19 protein-coding genes and 1 pseudogene are annotated in these 21,606 nt (G+C 44.5%); 9 read left to right on the top strand and 11 right to left on the bottom strand.

What is annotated here, in order from left to right; translation table 11 throughout:
* The first annotated feature begins 665 nt into the window (after nucleotides 1-665).
* Genes ETF27_RS01860 through rsxA form a run of 7 tightly spaced genes read left to right on the top strand, consistent with a single transcriptional unit; the run spans nucleotide 666 to nucleotide 6,189 of the window.
* Nucleotides 666-1,106, top strand: a complete 441-nt coding sequence (locus tag ETF27_RS01860; RefSeq protein WP_130830343.1) for a SoxR reducing system RseC family protein — start codon at nucleotides 666-668, stop codon at nucleotides 1,104-1,106.
* 27 nt (nucleotides 1,107-1,133) lie between these two features.
* A complete protein-coding gene (locus ETF27_RS01855) occupies nucleotides 1,134-2,042 on the top strand; it encodes a Fe-S cluster domain-containing protein (protein ID WP_130830344.1) in 909 nt (302 codons plus the stop codon).
* Nucleotides 2,039-3,400 (top strand): electron transport complex subunit RsxC, encoded by a 1,362-nt coding sequence (gene rsxC, locus ETF27_RS01850; RefSeq protein WP_130830345.1) that lies wholly within the window; start codon nucleotides 2,039-2,041, stop codon nucleotides 3,398-3,400. Before ETF27_RS01855 ends, rsxC begins: the two co-directional genes overlap by 4 nt.
* An 8-nt stretch (nucleotides 3,401-3,408) precedes the next feature.
* Nucleotides 3,409-4,404 carry an RnfABCDGE type electron transport complex subunit D gene (locus ETF27_RS01845; protein ID WP_130830346.1) on the top strand — a complete coding sequence of 332 codons (996 nt, stop codon included), beginning with the start codon at nucleotides 3,409-3,411 and terminating at the stop codon, nucleotides 4,402-4,404.
* Nucleotides 4,401-4,979, top strand: coding sequence for an RnfABCDGE type electron transport complex subunit G (locus ETF27_RS01840; RefSeq protein WP_130830347.1), 579 nt, complete (start codon nucleotides 4,401-4,403; stop codon nucleotides 4,977-4,979). The genes ETF27_RS01845 and ETF27_RS01840 overlap by 4 nt, the downstream gene beginning before the upstream one ends.
* 16 nt (nucleotides 4,980-4,995) lie before the next feature.
* Nucleotides 4,996-5,580: an electron transport complex subunit RsxE gene (gene rsxE, locus ETF27_RS01835; protein ID WP_130830348.1), complete on the top strand. Its 585-nt coding sequence runs from the start codon at nucleotides 4,996-4,998 to the stop codon at nucleotides 5,578-5,580.
* A 6-nt stretch (nucleotides 5,581-5,586) separates the two neighbouring features.
* A complete protein-coding gene (gene rsxA / locus ETF27_RS01830) occupies nucleotides 5,587-6,189 on the top strand; it encodes an electron transport complex subunit RsxA (protein ID WP_130830349.1) in 603 nt (200 codons plus the stop codon).
* A gap of 464 nt (nucleotides 6,190-6,653) precedes the next feature.
* Here rsxA and ETF27_RS01825 read toward each other — a convergent pair whose 3' ends face one another.
* The 11 genes and pseudogenes from ETF27_RS01825 to ETF27_RS01775 form a co-directional block, all read right to left on the bottom strand.
* Nucleotides 6,654-8,945 carry an outer membrane beta-barrel family protein gene (locus ETF27_RS01825; protein ID WP_309253789.1) on the bottom strand — a complete coding sequence of 764 codons (2,292 nt, stop codon included), beginning with the start codon at nucleotides 8,943-8,945 and terminating at the stop codon, nucleotides 6,654-6,656.
* A gap of 270 nt (nucleotides 8,946-9,215) precedes the next feature.
* Nucleotides 9,216-9,602, bottom strand: coding sequence for a DUF5024 domain-containing protein (locus ETF27_RS01820; RefSeq protein WP_147785406.1), 387 nt, complete (start codon nucleotides 9,600-9,602; stop codon nucleotides 9,216-9,218).
* A gap of 56 nt (nucleotides 9,603-9,658) precedes the next feature.
* The gene (locus ETF27_RS01815; protein WP_130830351.1) at nucleotides 9,659-10,195 is read right to left on the bottom strand and encodes a hypothetical protein; all 537 of its coding nucleotides are present in this window, start codon (nucleotides 10,193-10,195) and stop codon (nucleotides 9,659-9,661) included.
* Complete coding sequence (locus ETF27_RS01810) at nucleotides 10,158-10,661, bottom strand: RNA polymerase sigma factor (protein WP_240048104.1); 504 nt, start codon at nucleotides 10,659-10,661, stop codon at nucleotides 10,158-10,160. Before ETF27_RS01810 ends, ETF27_RS01815 begins: the two co-directional genes overlap by 38 nt.
* On the bottom strand, nucleotides 10,662-11,603 hold the full coding sequence (locus ETF27_RS01805; RefSeq protein WP_130830352.1) for a GIN domain-containing protein: 942 nt from the start codon (nucleotides 11,601-11,603) through the stop codon (nucleotides 10,662-10,664).
* 546 nt (nucleotides 11,604-12,149) lie between these two features.
* Nucleotides 12,150-12,319: pseudogene (locus ETF27_RS11790) on the bottom strand (IS1380 family transposase); the annotation flags it as partial.
* Between the two features lie 79 nt (nucleotides 12,320-12,398).
* The gene (locus tag ETF27_RS01795) at nucleotides 12,399-14,318 is read right to left on the bottom strand and encodes an Ig-like domain-containing protein (RefSeq protein ID WP_130830647.1); all 1,920 of its coding nucleotides are present in this window, start codon (nucleotides 14,316-14,318) and stop codon (nucleotides 12,399-12,401) included.
* Nucleotides 14,319-14,488: 170 nt separating this feature from the next.
* A complete protein-coding gene (locus tag ETF27_RS01790; RefSeq protein ID WP_130830353.1) occupies nucleotides 14,489-16,024 on the bottom strand; it encodes a GH3 auxin-responsive promoter family protein in 1,536 nt (511 codons plus the stop codon).
* A gap of 498 nt (nucleotides 16,025-16,522) precedes the next feature.
* On the bottom strand, nucleotides 16,523-17,569 hold the full coding sequence (gene rnc / locus ETF27_RS01785; protein ID WP_147785405.1) for a ribonuclease III: 1,047 nt from the start codon (nucleotides 17,567-17,569) through the stop codon (nucleotides 16,523-16,525).
* Nucleotides 17,559-18,821, bottom strand: a complete 1,263-nt coding sequence (gene fabF, locus ETF27_RS01780) for a beta-ketoacyl-ACP synthase II (protein WP_147785404.1) — start codon at nucleotides 18,819-18,821, stop codon at nucleotides 17,559-17,561. Before fabF ends, rnc begins: the two co-directional genes overlap by 11 nt.
* A gap of 251 nt (nucleotides 18,822-19,072) precedes the next feature.
* Entirely contained in the window at nucleotides 19,073-19,309 is a 237-nt protein-coding gene (locus ETF27_RS01775) for an acyl carrier protein (RefSeq protein WP_130830356.1), read from the bottom strand.
* A gap of 330 nt (nucleotides 19,310-19,639) precedes the next feature.
* On the opposite strand from ETF27_RS01775, the gene ETF27_RS01770 reads away from it, so the two are divergent.
* The gene (locus ETF27_RS01770) at nucleotides 19,640-20,242 is read left to right on the top strand and encodes a DUF4254 domain-containing protein (protein ID WP_130830357.1); all 603 of its coding nucleotides are present in this window, start codon (nucleotides 19,640-19,642) and stop codon (nucleotides 20,240-20,242) included.
* The gene (locus ETF27_RS01765) at nucleotides 20,243-21,292 is read left to right on the top strand and encodes a glycosyltransferase family 9 protein (RefSeq protein WP_147785403.1); all 1,050 of its coding nucleotides are present in this window, start codon (nucleotides 20,243-20,245) and stop codon (nucleotides 21,290-21,292) included. It abuts the gene before it with no gap.
* The last annotated feature ends 314 nt before the right edge of the window (nucleotides 21,293-21,606 follow it).

The raw sequence follows: 21,606 nt of genomic DNA, 5'->3' as shown, positions 1-21,606 counted from the left end.
TTAGCGGACAGTAATAAAATAATTTTGTGCCCCCACGCAAAGTTTCATCAAATCATGAGACTTGATGTATTTTGTTCCAATGTTGAATAACACATACCTCCTCATGACTCCAAATCGTATTCAGGTAATGGTAAACAGGCATTTGACAGTGAACATTCGACCCGACCGGCACTACGAAATTATATTACAAAAACTGCATCCGATACGCACTTCGTAATCCATTGATAATCAGAATGATAATAATTGCGATTTAAAAGCTTAGCTTTTGCACTTCAATTCATGACCTTTTGCATTGCAAAAGCTTACCTTTTGGAACGCGAAAGCTAAGCTTTGGATAAACGAATGAAGAAATTTTAGGACGTTATTGCAATGAAGCAGAACAATATCATTGAAAGAAAACCAATTATTCATTCTGATGAAAAAACATGTAAGTTTCCTTGCAATCGATTTTTTATTATTGTATTTTTGCAAATGGAATGATAAGACGGAAAGAAGGACACTTGTAATAGGTTCTTTCGCCATGACATTCCAAACACTCCCTTATTTTTTATTTAGATTTTGAATATTTTGAAAAAAACATAAGGAATTATTTGCTATATAAAAATATAATGTTAATTTTGCAATTGTAAACTCTACATTGCAAAATGAGCGTTTAATGAAAACAAATGAAAGGCAAGATAAGACATTTTGGGGTTATCCGGGCAATAGAACCCAATCGCATTCGGGTTCTGATTGCGCAAACATCAGCTTGTGAGTCTTGCAGGGCATCCAGACATTGTAGTGCTTCGGAAAGCAAAGAGAAGATAATCGATGTTTACAACGATGCCGAACAAAGTAAATATAAGGTGGGAGACGGCGTGATGCTCGTAGAATCGCACGCCACGGGAATGAAAGCGGTGCTGTTAGGGTTCGGAATTCCCTTCGTGCTCGTCATCTTGATATTGTTTTTATGCGCTCTACTAACCGACAACGAACCTGTGGCGGCATTGGCAAGTCTCGCTTCGCTGATTCCCTATTACGCAATTTTGTATCTCTTCAGGAACAAACTGCGTAACACGCTCAACTTCAGCATAGAGCATCCGACGAGAAAGAGCGAACAAAAATAATCTGCTACTTATAATACAAAAACATATATGAACTTTATTTTAATTGCAGTAATAGTACTGGGAGCAATAGCACTTGTGGCGGCAGTGGTGCTGTACATCATCTCCAAGAAGTTTGCTGTTGATGAAGATCCGCGATTGGAAACCGTTACCGAGGCATTGCCCGGTGCCAACTGCGGAGGATGCGGCTTCCCGGGCTGCGGAGGGATGGCGGATGCCTTGGTGAAAGGTGCTGATGCCGGTTCAATCGAAGGCTTGTTCTGTCCTGTAGGCGGACAAGAAGTAATGGAACAAGTTGCTGATATCTTAGGAATGGCGGTTGCGAAGACCGACCCCATGGTGGCTGTGGTTCGTTGCCACGGAACGTGCGAAAATCGTCCGCGCGTTGCCGAGTACAATGGTATGCGCACTTGTGCCGCCATACACTCCACCGGAGCCGGTGAAACAGCATGCGGTTTCGGATGTCTGGGATGTGGCGACTGCGTGGAGGCATGCGGTTTCGATGCCATTCACATGAATCCGGATACCGGTTTACCGGAAGTAGATGACGACAAGTGCACCGCCTGCGGAGCCTGCGTGAAAGCATGTCCGAGAAATATTATTGAATTGAGGAAGAAAGGTTCGAAGAACCGCCGCATCTATGTACGATGTGTAAACAAAGACAAAGGCGCAGTGGCGTTGAAAGCCTGCAAAGTTGCCTGCATTGGTTGTGGAAAATGTCTGAAAGCTTGCGCGTTTGATGCCATTACCATTGATAACAACCTCTCATACATTGATTACAACAAGTGCAAGATGTGTCGCAAGTGCGTGGACGCCTGTCCGACACATGCCATTGTCGCGCTTAATTTCCCAATAAGAAAAGCTGCTCCGGCGACAAACGAGAAAGTAGAAAGCGGCCGACAAAACAAGGATTCGAAGAAAGAGGAGGAAAAACAATGAGACTACATACGTTCAGAAAGGGTGGCGTGCACCCGGAGGAAAACAAACTGACAAGCAACGTTAAAACAAAAGTTGCCGCCTTGCCCAAACGTGCCATCTATCCGCTTCAACAACACATTGGAGCACCGGCGAAAGCAGTGGTGAAAAAAGGCGATAGCGTGAAGGTAGGTACAATGATTGCCGAAGCAGGAGGATTTGTTTCGGCTCCGATTTTCTCTGCCGTTTCCGGCAAGGTGCTCAAGATTGATAATGTCATCGATGCCACCGGCTATCGCGTTCCGGCAATCATCATCGACGTGGAAGGCGATGAATGGGAAGAAAGCATCGACCGGTCGGACGCTATCGTCAGACTTGCCCAACATCCGGAACTGACACCGGAAGAAATAACACAACGCATCAAGGAGGCGGGTATAACCGGTATGGGAGGCGCAAGTTTCCCCACTTTCATCAAACTAACACCACCGCCGGGAACAAAAGCAGAATGCGTGATTATCAATGGCGTTGAATGTGAGCCTTACATCACTTCCGACTTCCGGTTGATGATGGAGCATGCCGACGAAATACTCATAGGTTTGGAACTGCTGATGAAGGCTGCCAAAGTGGAGAAAGGTTATATCGGAATTGAGGAAAACAAGCCCGAAGCCATAGAACTGCTTACGAAGAAAGCCGCCAACAAACAGAAGATAACCATTGTTCCTTTGGCGCAAAAATATCCACAAGGAGGTGAGAAACAATTGGTGGATGCCGTTATTGGTCGGCAAGTTCCGGCACCTCCTGCCATTCCGGTACATGTGGGGGCGATTGTTCAGAATGTAGGCACCGCATACGCAGTGTATCAGGCGGTAATGAAGCACAAACCGCTCTTTGAACGCTATACGACCGTAACGGGAAAGAAACTGGCGCATCCCGGCAACTTCCTTGTTCGCATGGGAACGCCCATGATCGACTTGATAGAAGCTTGTGGCGGAATGCCTGAAGGCGACAACAAGATATTGGCAGGTGGTCCGATGATGGGAAAAGCCTTGATAAGCACAGAGGTTCCCATCTGCAAAGGAACAAATAGTGTTACCATTCTCACCGATTCCGATGCACGCAGAAAAAAAGTTCAGCCCTGTATTCGCTGCGCGAAATGCGTGAGCGTGTGTCCGATGGGACTGGAGCCTTACTTCATTGCCACCGCTTCCAACTTCAAGGATTGGGAACGATGTGAGCACGAGTGCATAACATCGTGCATAGAGTGCGGCTCCTGCCAGTTCACATGTCCTTCCCATCGCCCACTGCTTGACAATATTCGCAACGGGAAGCAAACTGTAATGAAGATTATTCGTGGTAGAAACAGCCAAACGGCTAAAAAATAAAGAGTAAGATGCAAAAATTAATAGTTTCGTTATCACCGCATGCACATGGCAAGGAAACGGTGGAGAAGAATATGTACGGTGTCATCATCGCCCTTATTCCGGCTCTGATTGTGTCATTCCTGTACTTTGGCATCGGCTCGGTGATTGTTTGTCTGACAAGTATTGCCGGCTGTATGTTTTTCGAGTGGGCAATCACGAAATACATGTTGAAGCAAGAGCCTACGCTCATGGATGGTTCAGCCATTGTTACCGGACTGTTGTTGGCCTTTAACCTGCCGAGCAACCTACCAATGTGGATTACGCTGATAGGAGCTTTGGTAGCCATCGGCATAGGGAAGATGACTTTCGGCGGAATGGGTTGCAACCCATTCAATCCGGCTTTGGTAGGCAGATGCTTTCTGCTGGTCAGCTTTCCGGCGCAAATGACTTCCTGGCCGGTATTGGGACAGTTGAGCAAATATCTCGATGCATCAACCGGAGCGACACCGTTAAGCATGATGAAGAGAGCCATCAGAATGGGCGATGCTTCCGTCTTGGACAATCTTCCCAACTCGCTCCATCTGCTGTTGGGTAACAATGCTTCCGGAGGTATGGGCACCATAGGCGAGGTGTGTGCCTTAGCACTCATCGGCGGATTGATATATATGTTATGGCGGAAGATTATTACGTGGCACATTCCCATTTCAATCCTTGTTACCGTTTTCGTATTCTCGGGACTTTTGCATCTCGCAAATCCCATCTACGCCGACCCGCTTACCGTCTTGTTCAGCGGAGGACTGATGCTGGGAGCCATCTTCATGGCAACAGATTATGTTACATCGCCCATGACACCGAAAGGACAACTCATCTATGGCATATCGATTGGTCTGCTTACGGTTGTTCTTCGCAACTGGGGAAGCTATCCGGAGGGCATGTCGTTCGCCATTCTCATCATGAACGCGTTCACACCACTTATCAACGCATACATCAAACCTAAAAGATTCGGGGAGGTAATAAAGAAATGAAGAAATTAGAGTCCTCTTTAACTAACATGGTGGTTGTGCTCGTTGCCGCAGCCCTGCTAATGGGAGGCGTGCTTGCCTACATCAACGAGCTGACAAAAGATACCATCGCGGCACAAGCCGAGAAGAACCTGACTGACGGAATTACCTTGGTGATGGGCGGTGGACAACTCAACGTAACATCGACCGACACCGTCAAACAAACGATAAAAGGCAAAGAGACTGCCTTTGTTGTGCATCATGTCGCCAATGCCGGTAAATCGTTGGGTGCCGCCGTGGAAAGTATCACGCAAGGCTTCGGTGGCGACTTGAAAGTGCTGGTGGGTTTCGACCCAGAAGGCAATATTTTGGGCTACACCGTCCTTACCTCCACTGAAACACCGGGACTTGGGGCGAAAGCCGACAAATGGTTCCAGAAGGATGGGAAAGGCTGCGTAATAGGGAAGAATCCAAGCAAAAAGCCGCTGACGGTGCGCAAAGACGGTGGAGAGATTGATGCCATCACCGCGAGCACCATCACCTCGAGAGCTTTTTTAAGTGCCATCAACCACGCTTACGAAGCTTACATGAAGAAATAAGAAAGGAAGAAAAACTATGAATCATCTGAAAATATTAACCAATGGACTAATCAAGGAGAACCCTACGTTCGTGTTGCTCCTCGGTATGTGTCCCACACTTGCCACCACGACAAGTGCCCTCAATGGCATGTCTATGGGATTGGCAACGTTGTTCGTGCTCATCTGCTCCAACCTTGCCATATCGTGCATCAAGAGCGTTACCCCCGACAAGGTGCGCATCCCTGTCTTCGTGGTAGTGATAGCCTCTTTCGTAACCATTCTTCAAATGCTCATCAAAGCCTATGCGCCTGCCGTGGACAAATCGTTGGGCATCTTCATTCCACTGATTGTGGTCAATTGTATCATTTTAGGTCGCGCTGAGGCGTTTGCCTGCAAGAACACACCACTGGCAAGCATCTTCGACGGATTGGGCATAGGACTTGGTTTTACGTTTGCTCTTACTTTGTTGGGAGCGGTAAGAGAACTGCTCGGCGCCGGTTCGCTCTTTGGTTTCGTACTCCTGCCTGAAGTAACGAACACACTACTCTTCGTATTACCACCGGGAGCATTTATCACGCTCGGCTATCTCATCGCGATTGTCAATAAATTTAAGAAAGGATAAAGCATTATGGAATATATCTTGATATTTATTTCGGCGATTTTTGTCAACAACATCGTTCTTTCACAATTCCTTGGCATCTGCCCATTCCTCGGCGTTTCCAGAAAGGTAGATACTGCCTTGGGAATGGGGGCGGCGGTGGCGTTCGTGCTCACCTTGGCAACCATCGTTACCTATTTGGTACAAATCTACGTGCTCAATCCTTTCGGGCTACAATATCTCCAAACTTTGGCGTTCATCCTCGTGATAGCCGCGCTGGTGCAGATGGTTGAGATTATCCTCAAAAAGGTTTCCCCCGCCTTGTATCAGGCGTTGGGCATCTTCCTGCCACTCATCACCACCAACTGCGCCGTATTGGGAGTTGCCATCCTCGTCATACAAAAAGACTTCTCGCTGTTGCAGAGCGTGGTATATGCCTTCTCCACGGCATTGGGTTTCGCACTTGCTCTGACCATCTTTGCAGGCATTCGCGAGCAACTTGCTTACACACGCGTTCCAAAAGGCATGCAAGGCATGGCGATTGTGCTTGTAACGGCTGGTTTGCTTTCGCTTGCTTTCATGGGTTTCTCGGGCGTGGACGGAGGATTGAAAGCCTTGTTCGGACTAAATTAAGCCTCCGCATCCCAACTTTTCCAACAGAAATTCAAGAAGCATGACAGGGTGCTTCTTGAATTTTATCAGCCTAAGTTTCACTCCTCAAATTATTTTAGCTTATTCTGCAAAAATGTGGCGTATGGCTCATTTTTGCAGAATAAGCACAATAATGTCCTAAATTTTCTTCATTCATCCACCAAAAGCTTAGCTTTCACTTTCCAAAAGCTTACCTTTTGCAGTGCAAAAGGTCATGAATCGGAATGCAAAAGCTAAGCTTTTAAATCGCAATTAATATTATACTGATTATCAACAGATTACAAAACATGCCCCAACAAAGTTTTTGTAATATAATTTCATGGTGTGAAGCAGAAAGAAAACCATTAGGAGTTTTCAATCATTCAACAAGAAAGAATAACGCTTCACAATAACCATAAAAAAACGGAGCAGCTGTGGTTGCCGCTCCGTTCTCTCCTTTCAGTATGTCATTTGCCGATGCCTCCCACGACATCATTGTTCTGTATCGTCTTGTCGGCTTTCTTCACGGAAGCTTTTAGCTTTCCAAACCTCCATGATAGTCGGATTCCAAAGTTACGCGACTTCTGTTCCCAGTTGTCATAACCGATGTAATCGCCTTGCACGATGCTACTCTTCATGTGGTCATGGTTCGTAAACGGCATCGAGGTGAAGACCGAAACGTTCAACTTATCTTTCAGGAAAGAGCGTGTAAGCGAGAAAGAATAGTAATACCATCGACCTCCGTATCCATAAACATTATCAATGTTACGCCCGAACTCGCCACCCCCATCGACATCCATCGTGAGTTTCCAAGGCAACTGCTGCTGCAAGCTAAGAAAAGCCTGACCTCCCCATCCGCTCAGGCTGAGATTGGGGGCGGGGATGGACTTCTTCTCGCTCGTGATGTTTCCATTCAGATTGACATTCGTTCCGGCAAAGGGTTGCCACTGTACATAGCCCGAAATCTTAAAGGCACGGTATTTCATATCGTTGGCATAGGTGTACGTAACGATTCCGTCATTGACAAACCGCGAAGTGGTTATCCAGTTGTTGGCGAAAGTATAAGAAGGATAGAACGAGAAGGTAACTTTCGGACTCATGAAACTATAGGTAAGCGATATGCTGTGGCTTTTACTACTGTTCAAGTGAACATTACCATAGGAAATGCTGGTAGGCGTCTTGAATACGGCGGGATTGAGATAGGTGATGCCCGGACGTCGAATTTGCATGCCGTAGCTTAGTTTTAACGACTGCGAATCGGTGATTTTATATTGCACGCTCGCAGAGGGCACCCAGTCATTGAGATTCCGATGGAAGCCTTCCGCGCTGCCATTGGGATAGGATGCCTTCAGATAGCTGTATTCATAGCGGAGTCCGGCACGTGCCGACCATCGCTCGCTGTGGAACAAATAAGAGAGATAGGTTGCCGCAACCTGCGTGTCGTGATTGAACAAGCTGATCATGTTCTGTTCCTTACCAAAATAATCCATTCGCGAATCGCTTTTGTTGCTGCGGTTGATGTACTTCAAGCCCATCTCCATGGTGTGAAGTTTGGCAAGCGGACGGACATAATCTAATTGCAGGGTATGCTCCACGAATCGTTCACGGTTTTGCTTTTCGTAGCCTTTGTAATCGATGGGGAAGTTCTGTGTCTCGGCAAAATCGCTCCGGGTGGTGTCGTGGCGTCGCGTAGTTGCCAACATATAGGACAGCGTGAACACCTCTCCCTCTCGCTTGGTTTTGTGCTGATAGTCGGCTCTTCCGTTTAGATTGTAAAACGAATAGCCCGGCATGGTGAATAGCTCTTTGTACTTGTAAAGTAGGTTGTCGTGGGCATCGTAACGCTCTTCAGAGGATATTCCGTTGAGGTTTACCGTGTAATACATCCCCCCGAACGAGAAACTGAGCAGGTTGAGAGAATCAATGTCGTAACTTCCGTCTATATTTCCGTAATGGATATTTGCGGGTTGTTTGTTCTTCCCACGTGAATAGGAGTACTCTCCCGATTGCAAATACTTTTTGTAAACTTCGGTCTCGGCATCCACTTCTTTCGCAGCCTGATACCTATAGTTGTAGTTCGCGGTGAGAATGAGCTTTCCCACTTGCGTGGTGATGAAACCTCCCGTACCCACGGAACCACGCGAATTGGCATTGGCTTGAAGCGAGCCTGCCACTCCCTGCAACCTACTGTCGGAAAGGGTTACGATGTTGAGGATAGAAGTGGTGCCTTCTGCATCATATTTCGCTCCCGGATCGGTGATGACTTCTATCTTCTTGATGCTCGAAGCGGGAATAGACTTCAGAATGTCCTTGGCGTTGGAACCCGCAAGACTTGGATCGGGATGCCCGTTGCGATAGATTTTGAACGAGGAAGAACCTTGTACCTTGATGTTGTCCTGACCGTCCACTGTTACCAACGGCACTTTCTTCAGAATTTCCAGTATCGTCTTGCTCTTCGCGCTCTCATCGTGTTGCACGTCGTAGGTGAGCTTGTCGATTTCGTTCTTCACCAATTGTCGTTGATGGGTAACCACCACTTCGTCGATTTGCTGCACCCGAATGGTATCAGAGTCAGCCGGTGTTTGTGCTTGTGCGCCCATCGCAATGATGCAACCCACTATCACGGAAAGGATTCTTGATGATTTTCTCATGTTTTCTCTGTATTGGTTGTTTTGTGTAAAGGCATGAAGAAACAATAACTTTCCCATCGGAATGGGGGCGATAAGTTTAAGTGTCGCTATGTCATTGTTTATTCTCACGCAGTTCCAACATTTTTAATTATCTCTTATAAGCAATTTATTTTCAGACGAATATCTAAAAAACAGGAAGGGTGGGGGATTAGTTACCGTCATGCTGCATGAAACGGTAACAAACCGAAACTCCCCATGGTGCAAAGATACTCATTATCCATGAAAATATTTTACTGTTTTACTGTTTTTTACGTTCCATCCGATTTTTTTTATTATCAACTTCGGATAAGTCTTCCGGAATGGTTCTTCATTATTTCTTGGGTTGTAAGCTTTTCATCATTATTTTGTTTGGATAATGATGGTTACTTTCGATTTGTCGGGATATTTTTTTTCCTTCTTTCTCAGCATATAGATGCGCACTTGGTCAGACTTGTCGATGACAAGTAGGGTGGTTCGCGTGTTGTCTTTCAGCATTTCCGACCAAGTTCCAGTAGCGGATTCCGCCTTGAATGCTCGATAGAATTGCGCTCCGTGTCCATATTCCACTTCCAATGTCTTGACCACCTTCTCCACCTTGCGAGTTCTCGGATTGCGCTTTACCACGGTGATGAAGACGGAACCTCCCGTAATGGAATATTTTTCCACCAATTTATCAATGCTGTTTTGTGCCTGTGCTCCGACAGTTGTCAGCAGGCAGACGATTATAAATATCACATATCTTCTCATAACAACCTCTATTTTATATCAACCTTATTCCATACACTCGATGAAGCCAACCACCTCTACACGCCTTTCAGTAGATTTTCCAGCTCTGCACGCTGCTGAGGGTCGGTAATGTTTTCCAATACCTCGCCCTCAGCTTCATTAATAACGTACTCGCTCTCCACCTTGCGCTCTATTTTGTCAGCCTCTTTCAATGTTGCCTTCACCTTGGGCTTTATTTTTTGCCAGTTGTCAATCCGCTTTCCGTCCACAATCATGTAGCTGCCGGCATAGGTTTGCGCCACCATTTGCTCGCGATGCAGATAGAACCCCACAAAAGTTCCCATGAGCAAGAGCAGTGAAGCTGCCACGACTATTCGCAGCCAATGGTTTCGATGCCGATAGTCAATGCGCCTTGGCTCGCGTTTCACATCCCGATTCGTATTACATGATGGAAGTTCGGCATAGTCGTTGAACATCATTCGGTAAGGTCGCAATTCTGAAGGCACTTGTCCGCTTTGGAAGAAACGATAGAGTGTTGTCTCCTCGGCAAGTGTTGTCTCCCCATCAAGAAACTTTTCAATCAATATTTTTATTTCTTCCATTTTCATCTTCATATTTCTTTAGTATTTTCCGGCGAGCTCTGCTGATTGCTTGTCGAACTGCCACTTCCGAACTGCCCATAATCCGGGCAATATCGCCGTATTCCATTCCCTCAATATGGCGCAGACGAAGAAGTGTTTGTTGAAGTCCCGGCAAGTTATCCAAAATCGACATCATTCGATTGTATCGTTCTACGCTCCCTTTCTCTTCCTCGCTCGCGAGTTGCACATCTGCCAAGGATTGGCACGGACGTTGCCTTCGCAAATAGTCGATCGACAAATTGCGTGTCAGCACCGATGCAAGGGGCATGAGTGGCTGATGGAGCTCCAAGCGAAGTTGCCAGAGACGCAACATCGTGTCTTGCACAATGTCTTCTGCCGGCTCTTCACTTTTCAAGTAGCGCACGGCAACGGAAATCAATCGCGTCCGCAATTGTGTGGCTTCTTGTTGGAACTCCGCGTCGGTCATGCCATCTTTCACTTAATAATTATTCAGCTTGGAAGTATCGATGTTGGAAATACCGGAGGATTGTATGTTCACGTTGTCTGCCTTCCCTGAGAGAACCATTTTCCCCACTCCGGGATTGCAGGCGGAAATGTTATCGCAATCCAGTCTTGCCATTATTTTTCCATTGCCTTGATTTTGTATATTGAGCTTCTTTCCACTAAAATCTATATTCATATTTCCCACGCCCTGATTTTTAATTCTCAGCAAATCAACGTTAGAGAATTTGAGCGACATCTTTCCCGTTCCCAAGTTGTCTATTCGCCCGTTACTTCCGTTTATCGTCATGTTGAACGTTGCCGAGCCGCTATTAGTAATCCGGAAATCATCGGCAACCAAATTTCCGAACACTTTACAGTTTCCGTTATTATTCAACTTGGCTTTCCGTGTGCGGATATTCATTCTGTAAGTGCCCACACCACTCGACTCCAATTGAAAGTCATCGCAATTAATCTGACCTATTGACAGCTTCGATACGCCACTGACTTTTATTTTCATCGTTCCCGCCTTTATCCGGTTCGATTGGAAAGTGCCTACACCCGACAAATCGACATCGTCCATACACGGAGAACAAATCTTTATGCGTGGTTTTCTTTCGCTTGATTTGTGAGTGGTTTCACCCCATCTTCTTGTCTCGTAGATTTTTAAAATCCCATTGTTTACTTTTATTCCGAGACCTTTCATGAAACGTTCAGAAGCCGTTACCACAATGCTGTATTTAGTACTTTGAACATACTCAACGTCTGCCACTGTGCTCATGCTCACACCATGGAAGTTTTTCAGGTTGAAAGACTTTTTCGACAGTTTTTCATTCAACATTCTACCATTCACAGAGGTGTCGATCATCTGGCAATTACCTTTGCAGCCGGAAGCGAGAATGGTAAGAAAGGTGAAACTTAAAAGGAGGATTCGTTTCATAAGCTGTTATTATTATTGATTTTTTATCTTGGGTTTCTGCAAATAGTACGCAAGAAGTCCGGTTTTGTGACAACTTGTTTGTAGTTTTTTTTGATTGCAGGATTGTTTAACATACAAAAATAATACTATTTCCTTACTTTTTCAATCCATCCTCCGTTTATTTTTCTTCGCACCTCTTCAGCAATAAAATTCCGGTTGTATGTATATTTGCTAACGGCAAAGAGAGCGTTTATCTCAAATCGGTCATCAGGATTTCTCGATGTTGTATGGCAGTGAGAAATTCTTTATCTTTTCTCAACGGTATTCTAATCACCATGAAATTATATTACAAAAACCGTGTTCGATACACTCTGCGTAATCTATTGATAATCAGGACGATATTAATTGAGATTTAAAAGCTTAGCTTTTGCACTCCGATTCATGACCTTTTGCATTGCAAAAGCTTACCTTTTGGAAAGCAAAAGCTAAGCTTTTGATAGATGAATGAAGAAAATTCAGGACATTATTGAACTTTTCCCATATCGTCAGGGAAGGATTTTCACGTTTTCAATGCTCAAAAAAATAAAGAATAGGCTTGTCTTTTGTCTTGTCCGGACAGGTGCAGATGTTGATATGAGTTCATGGCGTATGGTTTTTAGAAACTGCTTTTTCTTGGAGTTGATTAGTGCATGACGAAACAGCGACATGAAGTTATACGACATGACTATAAAGTTTCCTCGCAAAAGCCCATGAACTGAATGTTTACGGAACAAAAAGAAGCCGACAAAGAGTAAATCGCAAAGGTAGCAAGAGGCGTCAGACACCCACCTTTGGATTATACTCCAGTCCCAAACTCTTTGCTCGCTCAATATTTCTGCTTTTCACTTTTTTGCGATTTTCCGATTTCTGCTGTGTTATCTTACCTGGTTTTTGCAAATAGAGTGGCGTGTTTTTCGGATTCCATGTCTCCCGCACGTCCCAATTTGCCTTACATTCTATTTCGCGAGGATAATAATAAACTGCCTCTGCTTGTCGCTGCGCACTGTAAAGTCCGGTGTCCCACTGTCCGTTGTCATTGTCGTCCACCCACAACCTCATGTAATACGTGCCCGGATTAACATAGTAGAAGGTGGCTACGTTCTCTTTCAATGGCACTTCCTTCACCGGTTTGTCGCTCTCATTGAGCAACTGCACTACGCAATTCTTGCCTTTCATTCCCTCTACGGTGATGATGAGCGTGGCAAACTCAGATAGTGCTTTCACCTTGAAGCCCTGTTTGTATTTATTGGATGTCTTTCCGTAGATATCGGTGAAAGCCGTTGAGTCGATTTCCAGACTGTATTCGTGTCCGCCATTCCACGCTCCCACAAGCTTATAGCGACGAGGGACGTTCGGATCGGCACCCAATTGATATTTTGTCCTGTACCAAAGGGTGTCTATTTTCTCATAGAGATGTATCTTCGTTGTGTCCAACTCGGCGAGAGGCGATTGGAAATCGAAAGAGATGTTCTCATCCGGAGCCATGAGTGAACCGACGTTATATTTCACACCGTAAGGGTCTGCCGGAAATTCGCTTTGGTAATCCTTTCCCCGCTCCTTGTTTTTGTTTTGCTGTTTCAGCCATTTGTCGTATTCTTCTTGCCGTTTTTTCTCACGTTTGGCATAGGGAGTTTTCGCCAATACTTCCAAGGTGTCGGTTTGCAAGACAAGGTTGTTGAGTGAATCGCTTCCCTCGTATTGCATTTCCATCCTGAGCGTGTCTTGATTTATCAAGAGTGTGTCGCGCAACCAATAGGTTATCGTGTCCTGATTGACCGATGATTCCACCTCGAAAGCGTCGTTGGCGTTGAAATTCAGTCCTCTGAGTTTTGGCAGATTCTTATGTCCGTAACTGAAGAAGAGCGTGAAATGGTCGGCATTCTGTCGTTCCGCCTTCATGAAGTAGCGATTGGTCTGCAATTCGGTGAACGCCTTCAGCACCACATCGTCGGGCAAGAAATGTGTGTAGGAGTCACGTTTAATGTCGGAGATGCGGAGCGAATCCTGCCAAATGGTGTCTTGACGCACATCCGAAATCGCAGAGGGCATGATGACTTCCGGCGTGAAAGCTATCTTCTCGGCAGGCTGATTGAAGAAATAGTTTCCATCAGCGTCCTGCAAGGCGTAAATTCTGTAATCGCGTTTTGCCACCCCCTTGATGACAAAATAGCCGCGGTCGTTGGTGCGAGATACGCGAAGCATTGGTTCGCGCAAAAAAGCCGTGTCGGCTTGGTTGGCATATAGTCCCACGAGAATGCCCTTGATGGGTTCCAAGTTCTCTGCTTCGAGCACATAGCCTGCCACTTCCATTGTGTCGATATCCTCTCCGGTGGAGAAAGTATAGGTATAGTTTCCAAGCGGATTTCCCTCGTTATTGTCGGAGATGGCATCCGAGAAATCTATCGTGTAAGTGGTATTGGCTTTCAGGGAGTCTTGCAGTTGCACCAAGATATGTTTGCCGGAAGCGGTAATCTCCGGAATTTCCAACTGTGGAGGCGATACCACCACCTTTTCGGAAGGATTGTCGAGCTTGATGAACTCATCGAAGACGATGGATATTTTCTTGCTTTTCACTGCTGTGGAGCGGTCTGCCGGAAATGTTCTCACTATCTTTGGAGGTGTCTCGTCAAACCATCCGCCGTCGGGTTGTCCCATTCTCGCGCAAGAAACCAAAAGGAAAAAAGACAAGAGACCCATCGGTAGTGCTGCATTGAAAGAGCCATTTCGGAAAAAGGTAAAACCGCCCGAAGCACCTTTCGTTTCAGACAGGCGTTCGGTAAGTTCCTTTATGTTTTGGAATAATCTTGAAAACATTGATTTTTTTGTTACGTGAAAGAATTGTTCATCGACTGATAAAAAGCGTTCTGTCAGCTTTGCTGTTGCTCTTCGGGAGTGTTGTTCAGTGCCAACATTTCTTCTATGTTCTTTCTGCTGTTGGAAAGTCGCGGTATCTTGTGCTGACCGCCGAGTTTTCCCTTCGATTTCAACCAGTCGTTAAAGAGGTCGTGGCGTGCGGAGATGATTTCCAATCGCTGAAGTGTGATGTCGTGCGAACGCTTGGCTTCATAGTCGGAATTTATTTCCTGCAACTTAGAATCAAGAATATCGGCAAACTGCTCCATGTTCTCTGGAGCTTTTGCAAACTCTATGAGCCACTGATGGCGGCATTTGGCTTGGGCATCCATGTAAATGGGAGCAGCGGTATATTCGGAGATTTGTGCACCCGTTTGTTTGCAAGCAGCTTCAAGTCCCTTTTCGGCATTGTCCATGATGAGTTCCTCACCAAAGGCATTGATGAAGTATTTCGTTCTGCCGGTGATGATGAACTTATAGGGATTGACCGACGTGAACTGCACGGTATCGCCAATCGCATAACGCCATAATCCGCAAACGGTACTAATGAGCATGGCATAGTTTCTGCCTGTTTCCACGCCACTCAAGGGAACGATGTTGGGCTTTTCGCTGTCAAACTCGTCCATGGGCAGAAATTCATAGAACACACCGTAATCGAGCATAAGAAGCATACTGCAATCGGTGAGGTCGCTCTGGATTCCGAAAAAGCCTTCTGAAGCATTGTAAGTCTCCATGTAATTCATGTCCGACTTCGTTATCAACTGCTTGAATTGCTCTCGATAAGGGGTGAAGGCTATGCCACCGTGAAAGAACACCTCAAGATTTGGCCACACCTCTTCCAGATGTTTCTTGCCGGTAAGTTCCATAACGCGCACAAGAACAGAGAGCATCCACGAAGGCACTCCCGAAATGCTGCGCACATCCTTGTTCATCGTCTGCTCCGCTATGAGGTTTCGCTTCACCTCAAAGTCGCTCAAGAGAGCCACTTGCTTGGAAGGCACGCGACGAAGATTGGCAAGCGGATTGATATTCTCGATGAGAATGGCACTGAGGTCGCCCACCAATGAATTGGGCAGATTGTAATTGGGAGAATGACTGCCACCCAAGATGAGGTTTTTACCATCGAAGACACGACTTTCGGGATGGTTCGACAAGTATAATGCCACAACATCCTTTCCACCTTGGTAATGAATGGATTGCAAGCCTTCGGAAGAAATGGGAATGAACTTACTCTTGTCGTTGGTCGTTCCCGATGATTTCGCGTACCATCTTACCAGCCCGGGCCACAACACATCGTGCTCACCGTGGCGCATACGGTCGATGTCGGTCTTAAGTTCCTCATAGGTATTTACCGGAACGCTTTGAGCAAAGTCTTCGTATGACTTGATAGTAGAGAAAAGATGATTTCGCCCATATTCGGTTTCCTTGCCTTGTTCCAACAAATAGCTCAATACTTCGGCTTGAAGGGCTTCACCCTCATGCACGTATTTGTCCAATTCGCGACAACGAGGGCGAAAATACAGCTTATCTGCTATGCGTGTAAGATTCATTTAATGTCCAGTTGATTGAACTACAAAAGTAATGTAAAATTACTGAATATAGTTTTTTTTCACTTATTTTAATAAAGGAACGCAGAAAAGGAAACTACCATAAGCACAACAACACCAAAGCGGACGTTGTCCCAATAATTCACGTTGTCCGGTCGGGTTTCCAATAACAGCATGGTGGAACTTGGGGTCAAAAACGGACATTGGAAAATAAAAAGAAACCCACACATCAGGCATTAATTTGCAAAAGCTAAGCTTTCGGAATGTAAAAGCTAAGCTTTCGGGATGCAAAAGCTAAGCTTTTATGTCGTAAAAGCTAAGCTTTTGAAATGGGACTTGTAAGTTGCTGATTATCAATGTTATTTTCTAAACTAATTTTTCATTGAAAGAACAGGACTTTTGTGTGCCCTCGTGTGTGGGTAAATAGTGAACAACGATGGTCTGTTTTTTATAAAACTTGGCAGACTGACAAACAGAACGCTTATCTCCGAAAAATGTTTTTTATTCAAAGGCCTTCGCTTCAGCGGCGGCAATGATAGCCTCGCGTTCTTTATCGCTATGATCATTGATTTCATAGAGTTCGAGCGTTTCAGTGTCGGTTCTATCCTCTGTCAAGTTTTTTTTCGACTTATCGGAACACTCCACCGCCTCTTCCGAATACACTTCCTCCTGAAAAGGATTCTTATGTTTCTTCTTCGATGTTTCTTCCCCAACGATAAAATTCATATCCTGCCGTGTATCGGGAACTTCGAGTATGGGTTCTTCCTCCATCTTCGTACGATTTGCCTTGGCAGTGAACACCTCATCAATGAATTGAGGTTCGCGACGCAAACGCTGCAAGGTTACTTTAGCTGCCTCTTGCTGACTTTCCTTCTTTGAATAGCCGTGCCCTTCGCCAGCCGGCAGCCCTTCAATGACTACTCGGAAATCAAAGATGGGATTCCCTTCCTTGTCTTTTCCGTCCTGAAGAAGATTAAAATCAAGTTTCACCTTGTTCTTTTGGCTCCATTCTATCAGTTTCGATTTGAAATTCACTTCCTTGTAAGCCACTTTGTCAATATTGATTAACTCGCCTAAAATCTGTCTTTTCATGAATTTCATGCAGGCATCGTATCCCTGATCCAGATAAAGTGCACCGACTAATGCCTCGAAAGCATTTCCCCCCACATAGCTATTGTGCGATGAGGAATGACCATTCGAAAGTATCAACTCGTTAATTCCCAACTTCTTGGCTAAGTGATTTAATGTGTCGCGCTGCACTATCTTGGAACGTGTATTGGTTAAAAAACCTTCACGCTTTCCCGGAAAATGTTCGTAAACAATATCACCAACAATGGCATCGAGGATGGCATCGCCCAAAAATTCCAATCGCTCGTTATTAACGGGCTTGCCTTTCTTATTTCGATGCGCCACACTCTTGTGCAAAAGAGCCGTCTTATAATAAGCGATATTGTGAGGAAGAATTCCAATAATTTGATATAAAGACAGATAAAGCTCCTTTTCCGTCCGGAAAGGAAGCCTTATCCTGTCGATGATTCTATTCAGCATACTTCTTAAAAATCACACAAGCATTATGTCCTCCAAAGCCGAATGTATTGCTGAGTGCAGCACGTATTTCACGCTTTTGGGGCTTGTTGAACGTAAAATTCAAATTGTAATCGAGATTTTCGTCCTTGTCGTCTTCCTCATGATTGATGGTTGGAGGCACTACTCCATCGCGAATGGCAAGTATACAAGCCATTGCTTCAACTGCTCCGGCAGCACCGAGAAGGTGTCCGGTCATACTCTTTGTCGAGGAAATGTTCAACTTATAAGCCGCATCGCCAAACAAATCTTTAATGGCTTTTGCCTCAGACACATCACCTACCGGAGTCGAAGTACCGTGAACATTGATATAATCAATGTCTTCCGGCTTCAAACCTGCGTCATCAAGTGCTGCTTTCATTACCAAATTTGCCCCAAGACCTTCGGGATGGGAAGCCGTGATGTGATAAGCATCGGCAGATTCTCCTTCACCCACAAGCTCCGCGTAGATTTTTGCTCCGCGCGCTTTCGCGTGTTCCAGTTCTTCGAGGATTAGACAGCCGGCTCCTTCGCCCATGACAAACCCATCGCGACTTGCAGAGAATGGTCGTGAAGCGTGTTCCGGATCATCGTTGCGAGTTGATAACGCGTGCATGGCATTGAAACCACCTACTCCACAAGCACAAATGGCAGCCTCAGCGCCACCGGTTACAATCATGTTTGCCTTTCCCAACCGAAGCAAATTAAATGCTGCCGCTATGGCATTGGTAGAGGAAGCACAAGCTGAGGTTGTCGCAAAGTTTGGACCATGAAATCCGAAACGAATGCTGATTTGTCCAGCAGCTATATCCGAAATCATCTTGGGAATGAAGAAAGGATTGAACTTAGGTTCCTCATCAAGGTGCTGTCCCCAATATACCACTTCATCCTCAAAGGTTTTAATACCTCCGATGCCTACACCGTAAACCACACCAATGCGCGTTTTATCCACTTTCTCCAAGTCGATACCACTGTCGTCCACACCTTGTATGGCACTGATGATTGCCAATTGCGTGTAACGGTCTAACTTTCGAGCCTCTTTACGGTTGATATAGTCGTTTATATTCAAATCCTTCACTTCACAAGCAAAGCGAGTCTTGAAATTGGTTGTATCGAATTGCGTGATAGGCGCAGCACCGCTTTTTCCGTCCAACATGGCTTTCCATGTATCTTCGGGGCTATTTCCCAACGGAGTAACAGCTCCCAAACCTGTTACCACTACTCTTTTTAATTCCATCTAATTGATTTTTATTGTTTCGCTTCTGCTTGAAATAAAATGAGATGTCAAACCATGAAATTAAGGAGTTAAGCTAAAGTTTCCCTATTGGTATTCCTACAAAAAACCTAAAGGCAAAACTACTGGCTTAACTCCCCAATTCTTATTTCATTACTCCTGCTCTCGGCGAAACATGAGTACTAATATAAGCGAATAGTTAAAAACAAAAGTTGAGCGAAGAACTTTTGCTCCGCTCTTATTTCATAATAACTTTACTTTGCGTTCTCTTCGATATAAACAATAGCATCACCTACAGTGCCGATTTTCTCAGCTTTGTCATCAGGAATAGAAATACCAAATTCCTTCTCGAATTCCATGATCAGCTCTACAGTATCCAACGAATCGGCACCGAGATCATTCGTGAAGCTTGCTTCAGGCTTTACTTCTGCCTCTTCAACACCGAGCTTATCCATGATAATCGCCTTTACTTTAGATTCAATTTCTGACATAATTTTTAAGATTTAAAATGTTTAATAATATTTTTCATTTCTAAAATTCGGCTGCAAAGGAAAGATAAATTTTCCATCTATACAAATTTTTCACTCAAAAAAGTGCATTACCATGCACATTTAATATAACATTGTGCATAAATTTACTATTATTTAAGGTTTACTTTGCTATAAATCAAAACTTTTAGCAAATTATTCGCACAACAGCTCTTGCGAAAAAAAGTTCCAATATTCATTTTTTTAATCCAATTCCACAAAACCAACTATTTAATTTTTGCTCATATCATTATTTTGAGTTATATTTGCAAAATAAATTAAAACCTAAATAAAATGTCATTTACAGAACATTGCAACGAGATTTTTACACAGGCCATCCGTGATTATCATATCACAGACAACGTTGATACACCTATTAATAACCCCTACGACAGGGATTCCATAGAGAATAGGCTTTACTTAAAATGTTGGATCGATACTGTACAATGGCATTTTGAAGACCTTATACGCGATCCTCATATCAATCCAGATGCAGGAATGAGTCTCAAACGGCGCATTGACAGGTCGAACCAAGACCGAACAGATTTGGTGGAACAAATTGATTCTTACTTCAGACAGTTATATTCTGATGTGAAAGTTCAAGACAATGCCACCATCAACACTGAAAGTCCGGCATGGGCAGTGGACAGACTTTCTATTCTTGCGCTCAAAATTTATCACATGAACGAAGAGGCAGAACGTGCCGATGCCTCAGAAGAACATCGGGAAAAGTGTAAAAAGAAATTAGCGGTGCTCCTTGAACAGCAAAAAGATTTAGGAACAGCCATCAATCAACTGCTCGAGGATATCAAAGCAGGTCGCAAATATATGAAGGTATATCGCCAAATGAAGATGTACAATGACCCGGCTACCAATCCGGTATTATACAAGAAATAATTGAAAACCGACCACATCATCATTGTACGCTTTTCTGCAATGGGCGACGTTGCCATGACGGTGCCCATAGTTTTCGCGTTGGCAACACAATATCCAAAACTTAGAATCAGTGTGCTTTCGCGTCCGTTTGCGAGAGCTTTCTTCCAAAACATGCCCGACAACGTGGAATTTATGGAAGCCGACTTAAATAATGAATACAAAGGCATTCATGGGCTTAACAAGCTTTTTCGGAGAATTACCGCTAAACATCCCACACACATTGCTGACTTCCATAATGTACTAAGAACAAAATATTTGCGTTTGCGCTTTTGTGTTAATGGTTATAAGACAAAACACATTGATAAGCACAAGTTGGGAAAACGCAGACTTTGCAGAAAAAACAATAAAATCTTCGTACAACAACCCACTTCTTTCAAAAACTATATGGATGTTTTGGAGGCATTGGGCTATCCCATCCGACCCGATTTTCAATCCATCTTCGTAAACGGAGGAAACGATATTGAACAACTCCCGGAAGGGATGAATGAGAAGAAAGAAGGGGAAAAATGGATTGGCATCGCTCCTTTCGCAGCTCACAAGGGTAAAACCTACCCGAAAGAAAAAATGGAAGAGGTGATTCGATTGTTATCCACACAACGCGACCATATCAAACTATTCCTTTTCGGAGGTGGTAGAGAAGAAAAGGAAATCCTTAAATCGTGGGAAGAAAAATATGAGCATTGCATTTTCGCCTCATCAGCTCTGCACGGATTATCAGAAGAACTCATCTTAATGAGTCATCTTGAGGCAATGATTTCCATGGACAGCGCCAACATGCACCTTGCTTCACTTGTTGGAACCCGGGTTATCAGCATTTGGGGAGCCACACATCCTTTTTGCGGATTCTTCGGATGGAATCAGGACAAGGAAGATGCCGTTCAGAACAACAAACTCTCATGCCGTCCTTGTTCTGTATTTGGTAATCAACCATGCCACCGAAAGGATTTTGCTTGCATGAATTCCATAGAGCCTTCGGAAATAGTCAGCAGATTAAAACTATCAAAATCATAGTTATTGTTAAGAAATTATTGAATGTCTTTTTAATTTCTTAATGACCAATTTTTAAAATCTACGCAAAATATTTCTTCTCCTATCTGAAGAAGAGCCACAAGGGCTTTATCCACACAGGTTTTTATTCCTCTATTCTTCCTTCCTCACGAAGAAACTCCAAATAATCACGTGTTTTCGTTTCTCCATTTGCAGACTCATGTTCCAGCAACGGCAGAAAGATTTTATCTATAAATTCATGGTACTGTCCTATAAAAGTGTGTAAGCTCCTTTTTTCTTATCTTTGTATTTGTAAACCATAAAAAAGAAAAAAATGA

This window comes from Prevotella brunnea (assembly GCF_008016795.1).
GTDB classification, from domain to species: Bacteria; Bacteroidota; Bacteroidia; order Bacteroidales; family Bacteroidaceae; genus Prevotella; species Prevotella brunnea.
This window is presented reverse-complemented; position numbering and strand designations above follow the sequence as displayed.

What these genes read in the sequence shown, in the direction of transcription:
- ETF27_RS01820 (WP_147785406.1), bottom strand. Translation starts at nt 9,602, where the DNA reads ATGAGAAGATATGTGATATTTATAATCGTCTGCCTGCTGACAACTGTC.
- ETF27_RS01790 (WP_130830353.1), bottom strand. Translation starts at nt 16,024, where the DNA reads ATGAATCTTACACGCATAGCAGATAAGCTGTATTTTCGCCCTCGTTGT.
- rsxE (WP_130830348.1), top strand. Translation starts at nt 4,996, where the DNA reads ATGAATCATCTGAAAATATTAACCAATGGACTAATCAAGGAGAACCCT.
- ETF27_RS01840 (WP_130830347.1), top strand. Translation starts at nt 4,401, where the DNA reads ATGAAGAAATTAGAGTCCTCTTTAACTAACATGGTGGTTGTGCTCGTT.
- rsxA (WP_130830349.1), top strand. Translation starts at nt 5,587, where the DNA reads ATGGAATATATCTTGATATTTATTTCGGCGATTTTTGTCAACAACATC.
- ETF27_RS01770 (WP_130830357.1), top strand. Translation starts at nt 19,640, where the DNA reads ATGTCATTTACAGAACATTGCAACGAGATTTTTACACAGGCCATCCGT.
- ETF27_RS01845 (WP_130830346.1), top strand. Translation starts at nt 3,409, where the DNA reads ATGCAAAAATTAATAGTTTCGTTATCACCGCATGCACATGGCAAGGAA.
- rsxC (WP_130830345.1), top strand. Translation starts at nt 2,039, where the DNA reads ATGAGACTACATACGTTCAGAAAGGGTGGCGTGCACCCGGAGGAAAAC.
- rnc (WP_147785405.1), bottom strand. Translation starts at nt 17,569, where the DNA reads ATGCTGAATAGAATCATCGACAGGATAAGGCTTCCTTTCCGGACGGAA.
- ETF27_RS01860 (WP_130830343.1), top strand. Translation starts at nt 666, where the DNA reads ATGAAAGGCAAGATAAGACATTTTGGGGTTATCCGGGCAATAGAACCC.
- ETF27_RS01775 (WP_130830356.1), bottom strand. Translation starts at nt 19,309, where the DNA reads ATGTCAGAAATTGAATCTAAAGTAAAGGCGATTATCATGGATAAGCTC.
- ETF27_RS01815 (WP_130830351.1), bottom strand. Translation starts at nt 10,195, where the DNA reads ATGAAGATGAAAATGGAAGAAATAAAAATATTGATTGAAAAGTTTCTT.
- ETF27_RS01805 (WP_130830352.1), bottom strand. Translation starts at nt 11,603, where the DNA reads ATGAAACGAATCCTCCTTTTAAGTTTCACCTTTCTTACCATTCTCGCT.
- ETF27_RS01855 (WP_130830344.1), top strand. Translation starts at nt 1,134, where the DNA reads ATGAACTTTATTTTAATTGCAGTAATAGTACTGGGAGCAATAGCACTT.
- fabF (WP_147785404.1), bottom strand. Translation starts at nt 18,821, where the DNA reads ATGGAATTAAAAAGAGTAGTGGTAACAGGTTTGGGAGCTGTTACTCCG.
- ETF27_RS01795 (WP_130830647.1), bottom strand. Translation starts at nt 14,318, where the DNA reads ATGGGTCTCTTGTCTTTTTTCCTTTTGGTTTCTTGCGCGAGAATGGGA.